The sequence below is a fragment of the Amycolatopsis sp. M39 genome, from assembly GCF_001651785.1.
Lineage (GTDB): Bacteria > Actinomycetota > Actinomycetes > Mycobacteriales > Pseudonocardiaceae > Amycolatopsis > Amycolatopsis rubida.
Genome location: NZ_LWSF01000004.1, coordinates 234,772 through 249,635, shown reverse-complemented (window position 1 = coordinate 249,635; position 14,864 = coordinate 234,772). Strand labels below are relative to the sequence as shown.

Below are 14,864 nucleotides of genomic sequence, written 5' to 3'. Positions count from 1 at the left end.
TCCGGCATGCAGAAAATCGGCAGGACGGCCGTCATCGGCGCGGTCGCGGCAGTCGCCGCGTTCGGCCTCACGGCCTGCGGCGGCGACAGCGGCGCGGCCCCGGCGGCCCCGAGCCGCGAGTGCACCGCGGACGACATCAAGACCACCGGGAACTTCGGCCAGGCGCCGGCGATCACCATCCCGGACGACTGCGCCCCGCCGAAGAAGCTGCTCACCAAGGACCTTTCGGCGGGCGCCGGGAAGGCCGCGGCCGCCGGGTCGAAGCTGTCCATGAACTACCTGGTCGTCACCTGGTCGAACAAGAAGAAGCTGGACAGCTCGTTCGACCGCGGCGAGCCGTTCGGCCTCGACCTCGGCGCCGGCCAGGTGATCGAGGGCTGGGACCAGGGCCTCGTCGGCGTCAAACAGGGAGGGCGGCGGCTGATGATCATCCCGCCCGCCCTCGCCTACAAGGACGGCGGACGCGGCATCGCGCCCAACGAAACGCTGGTGTTCGTGACCGACGCCCTCTCGGTTTCCTGACCTAAGGGATCAGCAGCAGCTTCCCGGTCGTCCGGCGCCCCTGGAGGTCCTCGTGGGCCTTGCGGGCGTCGGCGAGCGGGTAGCGGCCGCCGATGCGGACGTTCAGCGAACCGTCCCGCACAGCGGCGAACAGTTCGCCGGCGCGCCAGTCGAGTTCCTCGCGGGTGCGCAGGTAGTGGCCGAGCGTCGGGCGGGTCAGGAAGAGCGAGCCGCCGGAGTTGAGCCGCTGCGGGTCGATCGGCGGCACCGGGCCGCTGGCCGCGCCGAACAGCGCCAGCGTGCCGCGGATCTTCAGGCTCGCGAGGCTGCCGTCGACGGTGCTCTTGCCAACGCCGTCGTAGACCGCGGCGACGCCTTCGCCGTCGGTCAGCTCGCGGGTCGCGGCGGCGAAGTCTTCCCGGTCGTAGCGGATCACGTGGTCCGCGCCGGCCCCGCGGGCCAGCTCGGCTTTCTCGTCGGTGGACACGGTGCATAGGACTCGGGCGCCGCGCGCCTTGGCCAGCTGCACCAGCAGCAGACCGACGCCGCCGGCCGCTGCGTGGACGAGGATGTCGTCGCCTGCCCGCACTTCGTAGGTCGAACGCACCAGGTAGTGCGCGGTCATGCCCTGCAGCATCGTGGCGGCCGCGATCTCGTCGGACACGTCGTCCGGCACCTTCACCGAGGCGCTGGCCGGGACCACTGCGCGCTGGGCGTAGCTGCCGAGCACACCCTGCCAGGTCACGCGGTCGCCGGGAGCGAATTCGGTGACGCCCTCGCCGGTCTCCACGACGGTCCCGGCACCCTCGGAACCGAGGACGAACGGCAGGTCGATCGGGTAGATGCCCTGGCGCTGATAGGTGTCGATGTAGTTGACGCCCGCGGCGGCGAGGTCGACCAGCAACTCGCCCGCGCCGGGCGGGCCGGGCTCGATCTCGGCCAGTTCCAGCACTTCCGGGCCGCCGGTCCGGGTCACCTGCACTGCGGTCGGCATCGTTCCTCCTCAAGATGGGCGCGTCTGGCGTCCACTATGGCCGAGAACACGGTCGGGCCGCGGGGGCGGGGGTCTCGGGTTAAGCTCCGGACGTGGCTGAGGAGACCGAAAACCCGCCGACCGCGCCGACTGCCCGCCAGCTGGCGTCCGCCCGCGAGTTCGTGGCCAAGCACGGCAAACCGTCGCGCGCCGTGGTCGAGAACATCGGCCTGGCCGGCGCGCGGGTCGTGCTCGTGGGCCAGGACGGGGCGATGGGCGACGTGCTGGTCGCCGGGGTCGAGACCGGGAACGCGCTGGTCGAGCAGGTCGACGACCTGGAGGCCGCGGAGTGGGACAGCGAAACGGTGAAGACGGTCAAAATCGGTGCCGCGCACCGGCGCAAGATGGCCGGGCCGCGAGCGGGCCGGTGACCCGCTCGGCGATTTTCGTCGGCTGCGCCGCGCTGCCCGAGGGCGACGGCGACGAAGCCGCGGTGCTGCCCGCGCTCGCGGACCTCGGATTCACCGTGAGCTGGGCGGCCTGGGATTCGGCCGCCGACTTCGCTTCGGCGGACATCGTCGTGCTGCGCGCCGCCTGGGACTACCCGGAGCGCCGCGAAGAATTCCTCAGCTGGTGCGAGGACGTGCCCGGGCTGAGCAATCCGGCCGCGGTCGTGCGGTGGAACACGGACAAGGCTTATCTCGGCGAGCTGCTCGACGCGGGCGTGCCGGCAGTGCCGGTCGAGATCGTGCCGCCGGGGGAGAAGCCGCGCTGGCCGAAGAAGCCGTTCGTGGTGAAGCCCTCGGTGGGCGCGGGAGGTCGCGGCGCTGCCCGGTTCTCCTCTGCCGGTGCGGACGCGGAGCAGCATCTGCGCGCTTTGCACGACGAGGGCCGCACGGGTCTTGTTCAGCCGTATCAGTCCAGTGTGGACACTCAGGGCGAGATCGCGGTGACGTACTTCGGCGGCGTTTATTCGCACGCCTTCACGAAATTCGCGCCGCTGGAATCCTCAATGGACACTTCCGGGTTGTATCGCGAGGAGCGGCTGGCGGCTGCCGTCCCGGCGCCGGAGGTGCGTGCGGTGGCGGAGGACGCGCTGGACGCCGCGTGCGGGCTGCTCGGGATTTTGCGGGCGGAACTCCTGTATGCGCGGGTGGATCTGGTTCGCGGGGACGACGGTCGTCCGCTGGTGCTGGAGCTGGAGCTGACTGAACCGTCGCTCGGGTTCCGGCATGCGGACGCGGGTGCGCCGCTGCGGTTCGCCTCCGCGGTGCGGCAGCAGCTGGCCTAGCCCGGACGCCGTTTCGCCGCCAGCCGTTCCGCTCGGGGCCACCGGACGTCGCTGGCCCAGCCGAACCTCTCGAACGCCCAGATCACCCGCGCCGAGACGTCCACCTGCCCGCGCAGCACGCCGTGCCGGGCGCAGGTCGGGTCGGCGTGATGGGAGTTGTGCCAGGACTCTCCCATGGACAGCAGCGCCAGCGGCCAGAAGTTCGCCGCGCGGTCGCGGCTCGCGAACGGGCGGTCGCCGATCAGGTGGCACACCGAGTTCACCGACCAGGTCACGTGGTGCAGGAACGCGATCCGCACCAGTCCGGCCCAGAAGAACGCCGTCAGCGCGCCCGGCCAGGTGCCGCTGAAGGCCCAGCCGAGCGCGGCGGGCAGGGCGAGACTGAGCGTGATCCACAGCCAGAAGAACCGGTTCACCAGGCGCAGGTCGCGGTCGCTGACGAGATCCGGGGCGAAGCGGTCGGCGTTGGTGACCTCGCGCTGGAACATCCAGCCCATGTGCGCGTGCCAGAACCCGCGCAGCAGCGCCGCGGGCGAGGTGCCGAAGAGCCACGGCGAATGCGGATCGCCCTCGCGGTCGGAGAACGCGTGGTGGCGACGGTGGCTCGCGACCCAGAAAATCACCGAACCCTGCACCGCCATGCTGCCCGCGATCGCGAGCGCGATCCGCAGCGGGCGGCTCGCTTTGAAGGCGCCGTGGGTGAAGTAGCGGTGGTAACCGACGGTCACGCCGAGCGTGGCGAGCACGTAGAAGACGGTCGCGAGGATCAGGTCGGTCCAGCCGATGCCCCACCCCCACACCAGCGGCACGGCAGCGATCAGCGCGGCGAACGGCACGAGCAGGAACGTCTTGAGCACGAGCATCTCGGCGGTTCCGCGCCGGCCGGAGAGAAGGGGTTTGGCGGCGCGGGCAGGGGCGGTCGGCATGGCGGCACCTCGGGCTTTTCGGAAAGCCGGACGGCGACGACGGTAAGCCGCCGACCTGTCCGCCGGGCCGACGCGCAGTTACGCCCGGATGACCGTCAGTTCGCGGTGGCGGGTTGACCTCCGGTCCGTTGCCAGGAGGTCAGGCCGCACGCAGGGGCGGGCCCTTTCGCCCCGGTGATTCCCAGGCCGAGACCCTGCGGCGCGAGGCCGTCAGTTCGCGGCGGCGAGTTCCCGCGTCTGCGCGGGCTCCAGCGACGTCACCGGCCCGCGGTCGCGAGTTCCCGTCCACAGCACCGCCGTCACGACGATCACGAGCGCCGAGCCGAGCACGTGGAACGACACCATCGCCTCGGGCACGCCCAGCGCGTACTGCACCGTCCCCAGAACGCCCTGCAGCAGCGCGACAATCCACGCCCACGCATATCGCTGCCACACGCTCTTCGGCGCACCGGCCCGCATCAGCGTGAGCCCGAAGACGCCCAGCACGACCAGGTACGCGATGAGCAGGCCGCTGTGGATCCGCGCCAGCTGCTCGATCGGAGCGGCGAGGCGATGCGTGTTCGCGTCGCCGCCGTGCGGGCCCGCGCCGGTGACCGTCGTGCCGGCGACGAGGACCGCCCACATCAGGACTGTCAGCAGGACCAGCATCTGCCGTCCCAGCTTCGGGACCAGCGGGCGCGCGGGTTCGTCTCCTTCGCGGAACGCCTTCAGCAGCAGGACCGCCAGCCAGACGAGCGGCGTGGAAGCCAGGAAGTGGATCGCGACCGTCCACCATTCCAGTTTCGCCAGCACGGTCAGCCCGCCCAGGACCGCCTGCAGCACGACGCCGCCGGGCATCGTCCAGGCGAGCTTCACCAGCCGCTTGCGCTCCGGGTGGTCGATCTGGATCCGCCACGCGGTGAGCACGGCGAGCGCGGCCACCACGATCACGACGCCGGTCAGCATCCGGTTCGAGAACTCGATCCACTGCGTGACCGCGTCGATGCCGGGGTGCCGCACCGGCACCAGGCTGCCCGCGACGCACTGCGGCCAGGTCGGGCAGCCCAGCCCGGACCCGGTCACGCGCACCACGGAACCGGTGACGCCGATGCCTGCCTGCGCGACCACCGCGGCGATCCCGACCGCGCGCTGGACCGCGGCGGACGGATACGGCAGGCGGGCGATCAAACTGCGAAGGGACACGCGGAAAGAATACTCGCGCGCGTTTTCCCGCCTTCACGCGGCGGTATTGCTCCGCACGGATTTGCCAGCGTGCGCAAGGAATCGGGTGCGGCGGCCGTCACATTCGGCCCGCGATTTCCGCGCGGTGATCCGGAAATCGGTGTGGGATTCAGGTGAGTTTCGTAGTCCGCGTCGCCAGCACTCCGGCCACCGCGGCCCACACCACGAGCACCGCCGCCGGGCCGAGCGGGAACTGGCCGTCCACCAGCGCCGCGCGCATCCCTTCGGCCAGCGCGCCGGACGGCAGCAGCGACACCACCCCACCGACCCCGGACGGCAGTGCCGACGGGGCCAGCAGAATCCCGCCCGCCAGCAGCAGCACGAACCACACGATGTTCGCCAGCGCCAGCACGGCTTCCGCGCGCAACGCACCGCCCAGCAGCACGCCCAAAGCGCCGAAAGCCAGCGTTCCGAGCACCAGCAGCACCACCGCGGAACCGATGCCGGCGGCCGAAGGGGACCAGCCCAGGAAAGCCGCCACCACGCCGAGCACCACGGACTGCAGCGCCGCCACGACGAGCGCCGCCACGACCCGTCCGGCCACCAGCAGCCAGCGCGGCAGCGCCGTCGCCGAAAGCCGCTTCAGCACGCCGTAGCGGCGGTCGAAGCCGAGCGCGATCGCCTGGCCGGTGAACGCCGACGACATCACCGCCAGCGCGAGGATCCTCGGCGTCATCCAGTCCACTTTGGACGTCGAACCGAGCTGGCTCGCGGGCAGGATGTCCAGCAGGCTCAGCCCGATCAGCAGCGCGAGCGGGATGATGAGGGTGAGCAGCAGCTGTTCGCCGTGCCGCAGGGTCAGACCGGCTTCGACCCGCGCGTGGGTGCGCAGCATCCTGCCGAGCGAACCGCGGCCGGGCGCGGGGGCGAAAGTGCCTGCGGGGAACGGAGAACTCATGCGCGCAGCTCCCGTCCGGTGAGTTCGAGGAACACTTCTTCGAGCGTCCGCCGTCCGACTTGCAGTTGTTCGGGCAGTACGCCCTGTTGCGCGCACCAAGCGGTCACGGCGGAGACCACCTGCGGGTCGACCGCGCCCTCCACCAGGTACGAACCGGGCGCGGTTTCGCTGACCCGGTACCCCTCCGGCAGGGCCGCTTCGAGCAGCGTCGTGTCGAGTTTCGTGCGGGCGCGGAACCGCAGCTGCGCCGCCTCGCCCGCCTCCAGCGTCAGCGAATGCGGGGTGCCTTCGACGACCACCTTGCCGTGGTCGACGATCACCACCTGGTCGGCCAGCGTTTCCGCTTCCTCCATCAGGTGGGTGGTGAGCAGGACGCTCACGCCGTCGGTGCGCAGGGCCGCGAGCAGGTCCCAGACCAGCCGCCGCGCCTGCGGGTCCATGCCCGCGGTGGGCTCGTCCAGGAACACCAGCTCCGGACGGCCGACCAGCGCGCACGCCAGGGAAAGCCGTTGCTGCTGCCCGCCGGAGAGCCGTTTGAACGGGGTCCGCTTCGCGCCGGCGAGCCCGAGCACGTCGAGCAGCCACGCCGGATCGTGCGGGTTCGCCGCGCAGGAAGCCACTAGCCGCAGCATTTCCTCCGCGCGCACGCCCGGGTACGCGCCGCCGCCCTGAGGCATGATGCCGACGCGGGGGCGGAGCCGGGAGCTGTCCGCGACGGGGTCGAGGCCGAGCACGCGCACCTGGCCCGCGTCAGGTCTGCGGAAACCCTCGCAAATCTCGACAGTGGTCGTTTTCCCGGCACCGTTCGGCCCGAGCAGGGCCAGCAGGGAACCACGCTCCATGCGCAGGTCGACGCCGTCGACCGCGGTGGTGGAGCCGTAGCTTTTCGCCAAGCCGGAGATCTCGACGGCGGGGTTGTCCACAACGAATCACGATACGACGTCGGCGGGCGCGCGCGGTGCCGGGGACGCTGGAGGTGTCCTGGACAACAGCAGCGGCGAAACCCGGTACACGATCGCGAGGCCGGCCAGCGTCACCAGAGCGGCCGCGCCGTAGGCCCACGGCAGGACGTACGAGCGGCCGTCGAAGGTGCCGCCGGTGGGCGGCAGCAGGAACGGCAGCCCGGCGCTGACGACCGTGGCGGCCACCCGGAACCGCGACGTCCCGGCCGCGGCGGCGAGCGGGATCACCGCCCACAGCAGGTACCAGGGCTGGAGGTTGATCTGCAGGATCATCGCCGCGCCCAGCGAAACGCCGAGCCCGATGATCGGCCGGTACCGCCATTTGAAGCTGGCCCACAGGAATTTGATCGTGACGGCCGCGGTGATCACGTTGCCGAGCGTGCCGAGGATCGGCACCAGCGCGTCGGTGTGGTTGCCGAGCCCNGCCGAGCCCGAGCGTGATGCCGAGGACGCCGCTGAGGTTCGCGATCTCCGCGGTGGGGGAGATGAACGACCGCACCAGCCCCGGCGTGCTCGCCGTCGCGCCGATCCAGCCGAAGCCCAGCCCGGTGCCGGCGCAGATCGCGGCGAGCACCACGCCGAACAGCACCGCCATCGGCGCGCCCGCCCACACCAGGTCCTTCAGCCGCCCGTGCCATCTGCGCGCGACCATCACCGACAGGAACGGCAGCGCCAGCACCGCCGGGATCTTCACGGTGGCGCCGACGGTGATGATGGCGACGCCGAGCGCGATGAAGAGCAATTCGCCCTTCGCCAACGGCGGCGGACTGTCTCCCTTCACCCGCACCGGCAGCCGCCGGATGCCGATCTCCAGTCCGGCCACCATGAGCCCGATGGCCAGCGAATCGTTGTGCGCGCCCGCGACGAAATGGAAGATCAGCAACGGGTTCGCCGCGCCGAGCCACAGCGCGGTGGCCGGCTGCACGCCGAACCGCCGGGCCAGCCGCGGCACCGCCCACACGATCAGCAGCACGCCCACCATCGCGAGACCGCGCTGCAGCAGCACGCCGACGACGATGTTGTTGCCGCCGACCGGGGCCAGCCAGCCGCCGAGCCGCAGCAGCAGCGGGCCGTACGGGGCGGGCGTCTCGCGCCAGATGTTGGTGACGCCCGCGGTGAGCGGGTCCGCGACGCCGAGCGCCTGCGCCGGGCCCAGCTGGTAGGGGTCCATGCCGCGGTGCACGATCTCGCTCTGCGCGAGATAGCTGTAGACGTCGCGGGAGAACAGCGGCGGGATCAGCAGCAGCGGCGCGACCCACATCGCGACGGTGCGGGCCAGCTGGCCGCTGGTGGCCAGCCGCGCGCTGGCCGGGCGGGCGAACCGGGCGAGCAGGAGCCAGCTCAGCACCAGGATGCCCATCCCGGAGAAGGCGATCGCGAGCGAGACGGTCGGGATCCGGATGAACAGCCGCAGCACCGGCAGGTCCTGCACCGGGTTGATCACCGGCGCGGCCCCGGCCCCGAGCGAGCCGAGCGCGAGGAACAACGAGCCGACCGTGCCGAAGCGGCGGACCACGTCGAGGCCGCGGGTCTCGGCGGCGTTCAGCGGTTCGGTGCGGCGCGGGCCGACCGGGGACGGCGCGGGGGCCGGCGGAGCGGCCACGGCGCCGGCGGCACTGTCGGAGCCGCCGGATAAGTCCGGTTCCGGTGCCCGCTGGTCCGGGTGTTCGCCGACTGCCACGCCCGGAAGCGTATCGAGTCCGGTTCGCGCGGAGCATCGAGCCGTGCGGTCCCCGGCTCCGGGCAGGCTGCTCCGTCGGCCGGTGAAGGGTCCCTTCCGGGACTCGGGGCGTGCCGCGGGTGCGGCCGAGGAGTGCCGGGCCGGGTCGGCGCGGCTCCTGCCGGACTTGGCTCCCGGGCCGGATTGTCGCCCGTGAGGGCCTGCCTGCGGGAATCGGATTCCCGCACGGACCTGGGGCGGGTGCTGCCGCGGCGAGCCGGATCCGGGGTGAGCCGGGTCACTGGGCGACACCCCGCCTTTGCCTGCTGAGCGGAAATAAGACACACTTGTGTTGTGAAAAAGAACGGGGCCACCGGCGAGGGGCGCGGCGAGCAGCCGCGCACCGGGTCTGTCGGCGTTCCCGTGCAGGTCAGCACCGCGAACGTGGCCGAGGGCCGTACCCGGCACGAGGTCGCCCGGCTGCTGCTGGAGCAGGGCCCGATGACCGCCGTGGTGGTCGCCGAGCAGCTCGGGATCAGCCCCACGGCGATCCGGCGGCACCTCGACGCGCTGCAGGCCGACGGCGAGGCCGAGACCCGTGACGCCCCGCGCAGGGGCCCGCGCGGACGCGGCCGCCCGGCCAAGCTGTTCCTGCTCACCGAAGCGGGCCGCGCCCGGTTCGGGCACGCCTACGACGACCTCGCGTCCTCGGCCATCCGCTTCCTCGCCGAGCACGCCGGCCCGGACGCGGTGCGCGCGTTCGCCGAGCGCCGGGTCGAAGGACTCGTCGGGCCGCACCGGCAGGCGATCACCGGATCGGCTGATCCGGTCGAGCGCGCCGAGGCCCTCGCCACCGCGCTGAGCAGGGAGGGCTACGCTGCCTCGACCCGCCAGATCGGCGCGGGAGCCCCAGCCTCGAACGTCGGTGCGCAGCTGTGCCAGCACCACTGCCCGGTCGCGCATGTCGCCGCGGAATTCCCGCAGCTGTGCGAGGCCGAGACGGAAGCGTTCGCGAAGCTGCTGGGCACCCACGTCCAGCGGCTGGCGACCATCGCGCGCGGAGACAACGCGTGCACCACACACGTACCCGCCGGACCGGCGGGTATCCCGGCCCATCCCGAGCCGGACCGCACGACGCCCGGAGCCGCGGCCGCGCCGCCCGACGGGCACGCACCACGGATCCCGAATGGAGGGAAACCCGCATGACTGCCGCTGCCGAGCAGCGCACTCCCACCACCGAGCCGTTGAGCCAGGAAGAGACCATCGCGTCCCTTGGCAACTACGCCTTCGGCTGGGCGGACTCCGACGAGGCTGGCTCCACCGCCCGCCGCGGCCTGAACGAGGATGTCGTCCGCGACATCTCCGCGAAGAAGTCCGAGCCCGAGTGGATGCGCGACGCCCGTTTGAAGGCGCTCAAGCTGTTCGACCTCAAGCCGATGCCGAACTGGGGCGCCGACCTCTCGGGGATCGACTTCGACAACATCAAGTACTTCGTGCGGTCCACCGAGAAGCAGGCGGCCAGCTGGGAAGACCTGCCCGAGGACATCAAGAACACCTACGACAAGCTGGGCATCCCCGAGGCGGAGAAGCAGCGCCTCGTGGCCGGCGTCGCCGCGCAGTACGAGTCCGAGGTCGTCTACCACCAGATCCGCGAGGACCTGGAGGAGCAGGGCGTTCTCTTCCTGGACACCGACTCCGCGCTCCGGGAGCACCCGGAGATCTTCCAGGAGTACTTCGGCTCCGTGATCCCGGCCGGCGACAACAAGTTCTCCGCGCTGAACACCGCGGTGTGGTCCGGCGGCTCGTTCATCTACGTGCCGAAGGGCGTGCACGTCGAGATCCCGCTGCAGGCCTACTTCCGGATCAACACCGAGAACATGGGCCAGTTCGAGCGGACGCTGATCATCGTCGACGAGGACGCCTACGTCCACTACGTCGAGGGTTGCACCGCGCCGATCTACCAGTCGGACTCGCTGCACTCCGCGGTCGTCGAGATCATCGTGAAGAAGGGCGCCCGCTGCCGCTACACGACGATCCAGAACTGGTCGAACAACGTCTACAACCTGGTCACCAAGCGCGCCAAGTGCGAAGAGGGCGCGACCATGGAGTGGGTCGACGGCAACATCGGCTCCAAGGTGACCATGAAGTACCCGTCGGTCTTCCTCATGGGCGAGCACGCCAAGGGCGAGGTCCTCTCGGTCGCGTTCGCGGGCGAGGGCCAGCACCAGGACGCCGGGGCCAAGATGGAGCACCTCGCGCCGCACACCTCCTCGACCATCGTGTCGAAGTCGGTCGCCCGCGGCGGCGGCCGGACCTCCTACCGCGGCCTGGTCAAGGTCGCGAAGCGGGCGCACCACTCGCGCTCCAGCGTGGTCTGCGACGCCCTGCTGGTGGACACGATCTCGCGGTCGGACACGTACCCGTACGTGGACATCCGCAACGACGAGGTGTCCATGGGCCACGAGGCCACCGTGTCCAAGGTCAGCGAAGAGCAGCTGTTCTACCTGATGTCGCGCGGCCTCGACGAGGCCGAGGCGATGGCGATGATCGTGCGCGGGTTCGTCGAGCCCATCGCGCGCGAGCTGCCGATGGAATACGCGCTCGAGCTGAACCGCCTGATCGAGCTCCAGATGGAAGGGTCCGTCGGCTAGTCATGTCGGTTACCGAGAACAACGTCGCCGAGTCGCTGCGGGAGGGCGCCGTCATTCCGGCGGCCTCCCGCGCGGAGCGGTTCACCTCCTACGACGTCGCGGCCTTCGAGGTCCCGGGCGGTCGCGAGGAGAACTGGCGCTTCACTCCGATGAAGCGCCTGCGCGGCCTGCACGACGGGTCCGCCGTCGCCTCCGGCGAGATCACGCTGGAGGCCGAGGCCGCGCCCGAGCTGAAGATCGAGACCGTCGGCCGCGACGACGCGCGCCTCGGCGAAGCGGGCGTGCCGAGCGACCGCATCGCGGCGCAGGCGTACTCGTCCTTCGCCAAGGCCACGATCGTCACCGTGCCGAAGGAGACCAAGGCGTCCCAGCCGTCCGTGCTGCGGATCCACGGTCCGGGCGAGGGGAAGGTCGCCTACGGCCACCTCCAGGTGCGCGCCGAGGCGTTCGCCGAGGCCGTGATCGTGCTCGACCACGTCGGCTCCGGCACCTACGCCGACAATGTCGAGTTCGTCATCGGCGAGGGGGCGAAGGTCACCGTGGTCAGCGTCCAGGACTGGGCCGACGACGCGGTGCACGTCTCCGAGCAGCACCTGCAGCTGGGCCGCGACGCCGCGCTGCGGCACACGGTGATCACCCTGGGCGGCGATCTGGTCCGCGTCTCGCCGACGGCGACGTTCACCGACAAGGGCGGCGACGTCGACATGCTCGGCGTCTACTTCGCCGACGGCGGCCAGCACCAGGAGCACCGGCTCTTCGTCGACCACGCGGTGCCCAACTGCAAGTCGCGGGTCGGCTACAAGGGCGCGCTGCAGGGCGAGGGCGCGCACGCGGTGTGGATCGGCGACGTGCTGATCCGGGCCGCGGCCGAATCCACCGACACCTACGAGTTCAACCGCAACCTGGTGCTCACGCCCGGGGCGCGCGCGGACTCGGTGCCGAACCTGGAAATCGAGACCGGCGAGATCGAAGGCGCCGGCCACGCGAGCGCGACGGGAAGGTTCGACGACGAGCAGTTGTTCTACCTGCAGTCGCGCGGAATCGCCGAAGAAGCCGCTCGCCGTCTGGTCGTGCGCGGGTTCTTCCACGAGATCCTGGTGAAGATCGACGTCCCCGAGGTGCGCGAGCGCCTCGAAGCCGCGATCGAGGCCGAACTCGAAGCCGTCGGCGCCTGACGCCCTCCACCGCAGACTTTAGGAAACGAAGAATGGCTACCCTGGAAATCAAGGACCTGCACGCCTCGGTCACCACCGACGAGGGCGCCAAGGAGATCCTCAAGGGCGTCAACCTGACCATCCGGTCCGGCGAGACGCACGCGATCATGGGCCCGAACGGCTCCGGCAAGTCCACCCTGTCCTACGCGATCGCCGGCCACCCGAAGTACACGGTGACCTCCGGCGAGGTGCTGCTGGACGGCGAGAACGTGCTCGAGATGAGCGTCGACGAGCGCGCCCGCGCCGGCCTCTTCCTCGCCATGCAGTACCCGGTCGAGGTGCCCGGCGTCTCGATGTCGAACTTCCTGCGCACCGCGGCCACCGCGGTCCGGGGCGAGGCTCCCAAGCTGCGCCACTGGGTCAAGGAGGTCAAGGAGGAGATGGGCAAGCTCGGCATCTCCCAGGAGTTCGCCGAGCGCTCGGTGAACGAGGGCTTCTCCGGCGGCGAGAAGAAGCGCCACGAGATCCTGCAGCTGGCGCTGCTCAAGCCGAAGTTCGCCATCCTCGACGAGACCGACTCCGGCCTGGACGTCGACGCGCTGCGCGTCGTGTCCGAGGGCGTCAACGAGTACACGGCGGGCAATGAGGTCGGCGTCATGCTGATCACGCACTACACCCGCATCCTGCGCCACATCCAGCCGGACTTCGTGCACGTCTTCGCCGACGGGCGCATCGTCGAGTCCGGCGGCCGCGAGCTGGCCGACGAGCTGGAGGAGAACGGCTACGTCAAGTACGCCGGCTCCGCCGAGCCCGCCAAGGCCTGAGGCGCTTCCCGCGCCCCGTTCCCGACGACACCGAGAGAGGAGTTGGCTCGATGACCACCACGGCTTCGAACAGCCCGACCAACTCTGTTCCCCTTGACGTGGCGGCACTGCGTGCCGACTTCCCGATCCTGACGCGCACTGTGCGCGACGGGAAACCCTTGGTGTACCTGGATTCCGGAGCGACCTCGCAACGGCCGGTGCAGGTGCTCGACGCGGAACGGCGGTACGTGTTCACGTCGAACTCGGCCGTGCACCGCGGTGCCCACCAGCTGTCGGAAGAGGCCACCGACGCCTACGAATCCGCGCGCGCCAAGGTCGCGGAGTTCGTCGGCACGGACCCGGAGGAGCTGGTGTTCACCAAGAACGCCACCGAGGGCATCAACCTCGTGGCGTACGCGATGAGCAACGCCGCCACCGCCGGACCGGAAGCGGAACGCTTCCGGCTCGGCGAGGGCGACGAAATCGTCATCACCGAGATGGAGCACCACGCGAACCTGGTGCCGTGGCAGCAGTTGTGCCAGCGCACCGGGGCGACGCTGAAGTGGTTCAAGGTCACCCCCGACGGCCGCCTCGATCTGTCCGATATGGACAGTCTGATCACGCCGCGCACGAAGGTGGTCGCGTTCGCGCACCAGTCCAATGTGCTCGGCACGGTCAACCCGGTGGCCAAACTGGTGGCCAAGGCGAAAGAGGCCGGCGCGCTGACCGTGCTGGACGCCTGCCAGTCGGTTCCGCACTTCCCGGTGGACTTCCACGCGCTCGGCGTCGACTTCGCGGTGTTCTCCGGGCACAAGATGCTGGCCCCGTCCGGGATCGGCGTGCTCTACGGCCGGACCGAACTGCTCGAAGCGATGCCGCCGTTCCTCACCGGCGGCTCGATGATCGAGCTGGTCACGATGGAGCGCACCACGTTCGCCGCGCCGCCGCAGCGGTTCGAGGCCGGGGTGCCGATGACGTCGCAGGCGATCGGCCTCGGCGCGGCGGTGGACTACCTGTCCGCCGTCGGGATGGACCGCGTCGCGGCGCACGAGCACGAGCTGGCCGCGGCCGCGATCGCGGGCATCAGCGCGATCCCGGGCGTGCGCATCGTCGGGCCGACCGACCTGGAAGACCGCGGCGCCACCGTCGCGTTCGTGATCGACGGCGTGCACCCGCACGACGCCGGCCAGGTGCTCGACAGTCTCGGCATCGCGGTGCGGGTGGGGCACCACTGCGCGTGGCCGCTGCACCGGGCCTGTTCGGTGCCGGCGACGGTGCGGGCGAGCTTCTACCTGTACAACACGCTGTCCGAAGTGGACGCTCTGGTCGCCGGGATCCGCGAGGCGCAGAAGTTCTTCGGGGTGGACCAGTGAACCTGGAGAGCATGTACCAGGAGATCATCCTGGACCACTACAAGAACCCGCACGGGCGCGGCCTGCGCGATCCGTTCGACGCGGAGTCGTTCCAGGTCAACCCGACCTGCGGGGACGAGATCACCTTGCGGGTGAAGGTCAGCGACGGCAAAGTCGAGGACGTGTCCTACGACGGGCAGGGCTGCTCGATCAGCCAGGCGTCCGCGTCGGTGCTGACCGACCTGGTCGTCGGGCACACCCTTGAGGAGGCGTTCACGACCATGGACGCCTTCGTGGAACTGATGCAGGGCAAGGGCAAAGTCGAACCGGACGAGGACGTACTGGAGGACGGCGTCGCGTTCGCCGGCGTCGCGAAGTACCCGGCGCGCGTGAAGTGCGCCCTGCTCGGCTGGATGGCGTTCAAGGACGCCGTGTCCAGCACCACCACAGGAGCTGAGAAGGCATGAGCGCA

14 protein-coding genes and 1 pseudogene are annotated in these 14,864 nt (G+C 70.7%); 9 read left to right on the top strand and 6 right to left on the bottom strand.

What is annotated here, in order from left to right:
* Positions 1-6 precede the first annotated feature (6 nt).
* Positions 7-522, top strand: coding sequence for an FKBP-type peptidyl-prolyl cis-trans isomerase (locus tag A4R44_RS11755; RefSeq protein ID WP_067579175.1), 516 nt, complete (start codon positions 7-9; stop codon positions 520-522).
* 1 nt (position 523) lies between these two features.
* Here the strand turns inward: A4R44_RS11755 and A4R44_RS11750 are convergent, their stop codons facing one another.
* Positions 524-1,495, bottom strand: a complete 972-nt coding sequence (locus A4R44_RS11750) for a quinone oxidoreductase (protein WP_067579173.1) — start codon at positions 1,493-1,495, stop codon at positions 524-526.
* Positions 1,496-1,587: 92 nt separating this feature from the next.
* On the opposite strand from A4R44_RS11750, the gene A4R44_RS11745 reads away from it, so the two are divergent.
* Both A4R44_RS11745 and A4R44_RS11740 read left to right on the top strand, forming a co-directional pair.
* Entirely contained in the window at positions 1,588-1,905 is a 318-nt protein-coding gene (locus tag A4R44_RS11745) for a hypothetical protein (protein WP_067579171.1), read from the top strand.
* Positions 1,902-2,765 carry a RimK family alpha-L-glutamate ligase gene (locus A4R44_RS11740; RefSeq protein ID WP_067579169.1) on the top strand — a complete coding sequence of 288 codons (864 nt, stop codon included), beginning with the start codon at positions 1,902-1,904 and terminating at the stop codon, positions 2,763-2,765. Before A4R44_RS11745 ends, A4R44_RS11740 begins: the two co-directional genes overlap by 4 nt.
* Here A4R44_RS11740 and A4R44_RS11735 read toward each other — a convergent pair.
* The 5 genes and pseudogenes from A4R44_RS11735 to mptB all read right to left on the bottom strand — a co-directional run bounded on the left by A4R44_RS11735 (position 2,762) and on the right by mptB (position 8,375).
* On the bottom strand, positions 2,762-3,691 hold the full coding sequence (locus tag A4R44_RS11735; RefSeq protein WP_067579167.1) for an acyl-CoA desaturase: 930 nt from the start codon (positions 3,689-3,691) through the stop codon (positions 2,762-2,764). The two genes, A4R44_RS11740 and A4R44_RS11735, sit on opposite strands and share 4 nt — an antisense overlap.
* A gap of 210 nt (positions 3,692-3,901) precedes the next feature.
* On the bottom strand, positions 3,902-4,873 hold the full coding sequence (locus A4R44_RS11730) for a heme A synthase (protein WP_067579165.1): 972 nt from the start codon (positions 4,871-4,873) through the stop codon (positions 3,902-3,904).
* 148 nt (positions 4,874-5,021) lie between these two features.
* The gene (locus tag A4R44_RS11725; protein ID WP_067579163.1) at positions 5,022-5,810 is read right to left on the bottom strand and encodes an ABC transporter permease; all 789 of its coding nucleotides are present in this window, start codon (positions 5,808-5,810) and stop codon (positions 5,022-5,024) included.
* A complete protein-coding gene (locus A4R44_RS11720) occupies positions 5,807-6,733 on the bottom strand; it encodes an ABC transporter ATP-binding protein (RefSeq protein ID WP_067579161.1) in 927 nt (308 codons plus the stop codon). The genes A4R44_RS11725 and A4R44_RS11720 overlap by 4 nt, the downstream gene beginning before the upstream one ends.
* A 6-nt stretch (positions 6,734-6,739) precedes the next feature.
* Positions 6,740-8,375, bottom strand: a pseudogene (mptB, locus tag A4R44_RS11715) (polyprenol phosphomannose-dependent alpha 1,6 mannosyltransferase MptB).
* A gap of 411 nt (positions 8,376-8,786) precedes the next feature.
* Here mptB and A4R44_RS11710 point away from each other — a divergent pair.
* From A4R44_RS11710 to sufU, 6 genes are read left to right on the top strand one after another with little or no spacing between them, the layout of a single operon-like run.
* Positions 8,787-9,638 carry a metalloregulator ArsR/SmtB family transcription factor gene (locus A4R44_RS11710; RefSeq protein WP_067579159.1) on the top strand — a complete coding sequence of 284 codons (852 nt, stop codon included), beginning with the start codon at positions 8,787-8,789 and terminating at the stop codon, positions 9,636-9,638.
* Positions 9,635-11,083, top strand: coding sequence for a Fe-S cluster assembly protein SufB (gene sufB, locus A4R44_RS11705; protein WP_067579157.1), 1,449 nt, complete (start codon positions 9,635-9,637; stop codon positions 11,081-11,083). The genes A4R44_RS11710 and sufB overlap by 4 nt, the downstream gene beginning before the upstream one ends.
* Before the next feature lie 2 nt (positions 11,084-11,085).
* Positions 11,086-12,258, top strand: coding sequence for a Fe-S cluster assembly protein SufD (gene sufD / locus A4R44_RS11700; RefSeq protein ID WP_067579155.1), 1,173 nt, complete (start codon positions 11,086-11,088; stop codon positions 12,256-12,258).
* Positions 12,259-12,290: 32 nt separating this feature from the next.
* Positions 12,291-13,061 (top strand): Fe-S cluster assembly ATPase SufC, encoded by a 771-nt coding sequence (sufC, locus tag A4R44_RS11695; RefSeq protein ID WP_067579153.1) that lies wholly within the window; start codon positions 12,291-12,293, stop codon positions 13,059-13,061.
* A gap of 50 nt (positions 13,062-13,111) precedes the next feature.
* A complete protein-coding gene (locus A4R44_RS11690) occupies positions 13,112-14,413 on the top strand; it encodes a cysteine desulfurase (RefSeq protein WP_067579151.1) in 1,302 nt (433 codons plus the stop codon).
* The gene (gene sufU, locus A4R44_RS11685; RefSeq protein ID WP_067579149.1) at positions 14,410-14,859 is read left to right on the top strand and encodes a Fe-S cluster assembly sulfur transfer protein SufU; all 450 of its coding nucleotides are present in this window, start codon (positions 14,410-14,412) and stop codon (positions 14,857-14,859) included. The genes A4R44_RS11690 and sufU overlap by 4 nt, the downstream gene beginning before the upstream one ends.
* The last annotated feature ends 5 nt before the right edge of the window (positions 14,860-14,864 follow it).

Coding starts and splice junctions, on each gene's coding strand:
- A4R44_RS11755 (WP_067579175.1), top strand. CDS start 7: ATGCAGAAAATCGGCAGGACGGCCGTCATCGGCGCGGTCGCGGCAGTC.
- sufC (WP_067579153.1), top strand. CDS start 12,291: ATGGCTACCCTGGAAATCAAGGACCTGCACGCCTCGGTCACCACCGAC.
- A4R44_RS11690 (WP_067579151.1), top strand. CDS start 13,112: ATGACCACCACGGCTTCGAACAGCCCGACCAACTCTGTTCCCCTTGAC.
- sufD (WP_067579155.1), top strand. CDS start 11,086: ATGTCGGTTACCGAGAACAACGTCGCCGAGTCGCTGCGGGAGGGCGCC.
- A4R44_RS11735 (WP_067579167.1), bottom strand. CDS start 3,691: ATGCCGACCGCCCCTGCCCGCGCCGCCAAACCCCTTCTCTCCGGCCGG.
- A4R44_RS11750 (WP_067579173.1), bottom strand. CDS start 1,495: ATGCCGACCGCAGTGCAGGTGACCCGGACCGGCGGCCCGGAAGTGCTG.
- A4R44_RS11725 (WP_067579163.1), bottom strand. CDS start 5,810: ATGAGTTCTCCGTTCCCCGCAGGCACTTTCGCCCCCGCGCCCGGCCGC.
- sufB (WP_067579157.1), top strand. CDS start 9,635: ATGACTGCCGCTGCCGAGCAGCGCACTCCCACCACCGAGCCGTTGAGC.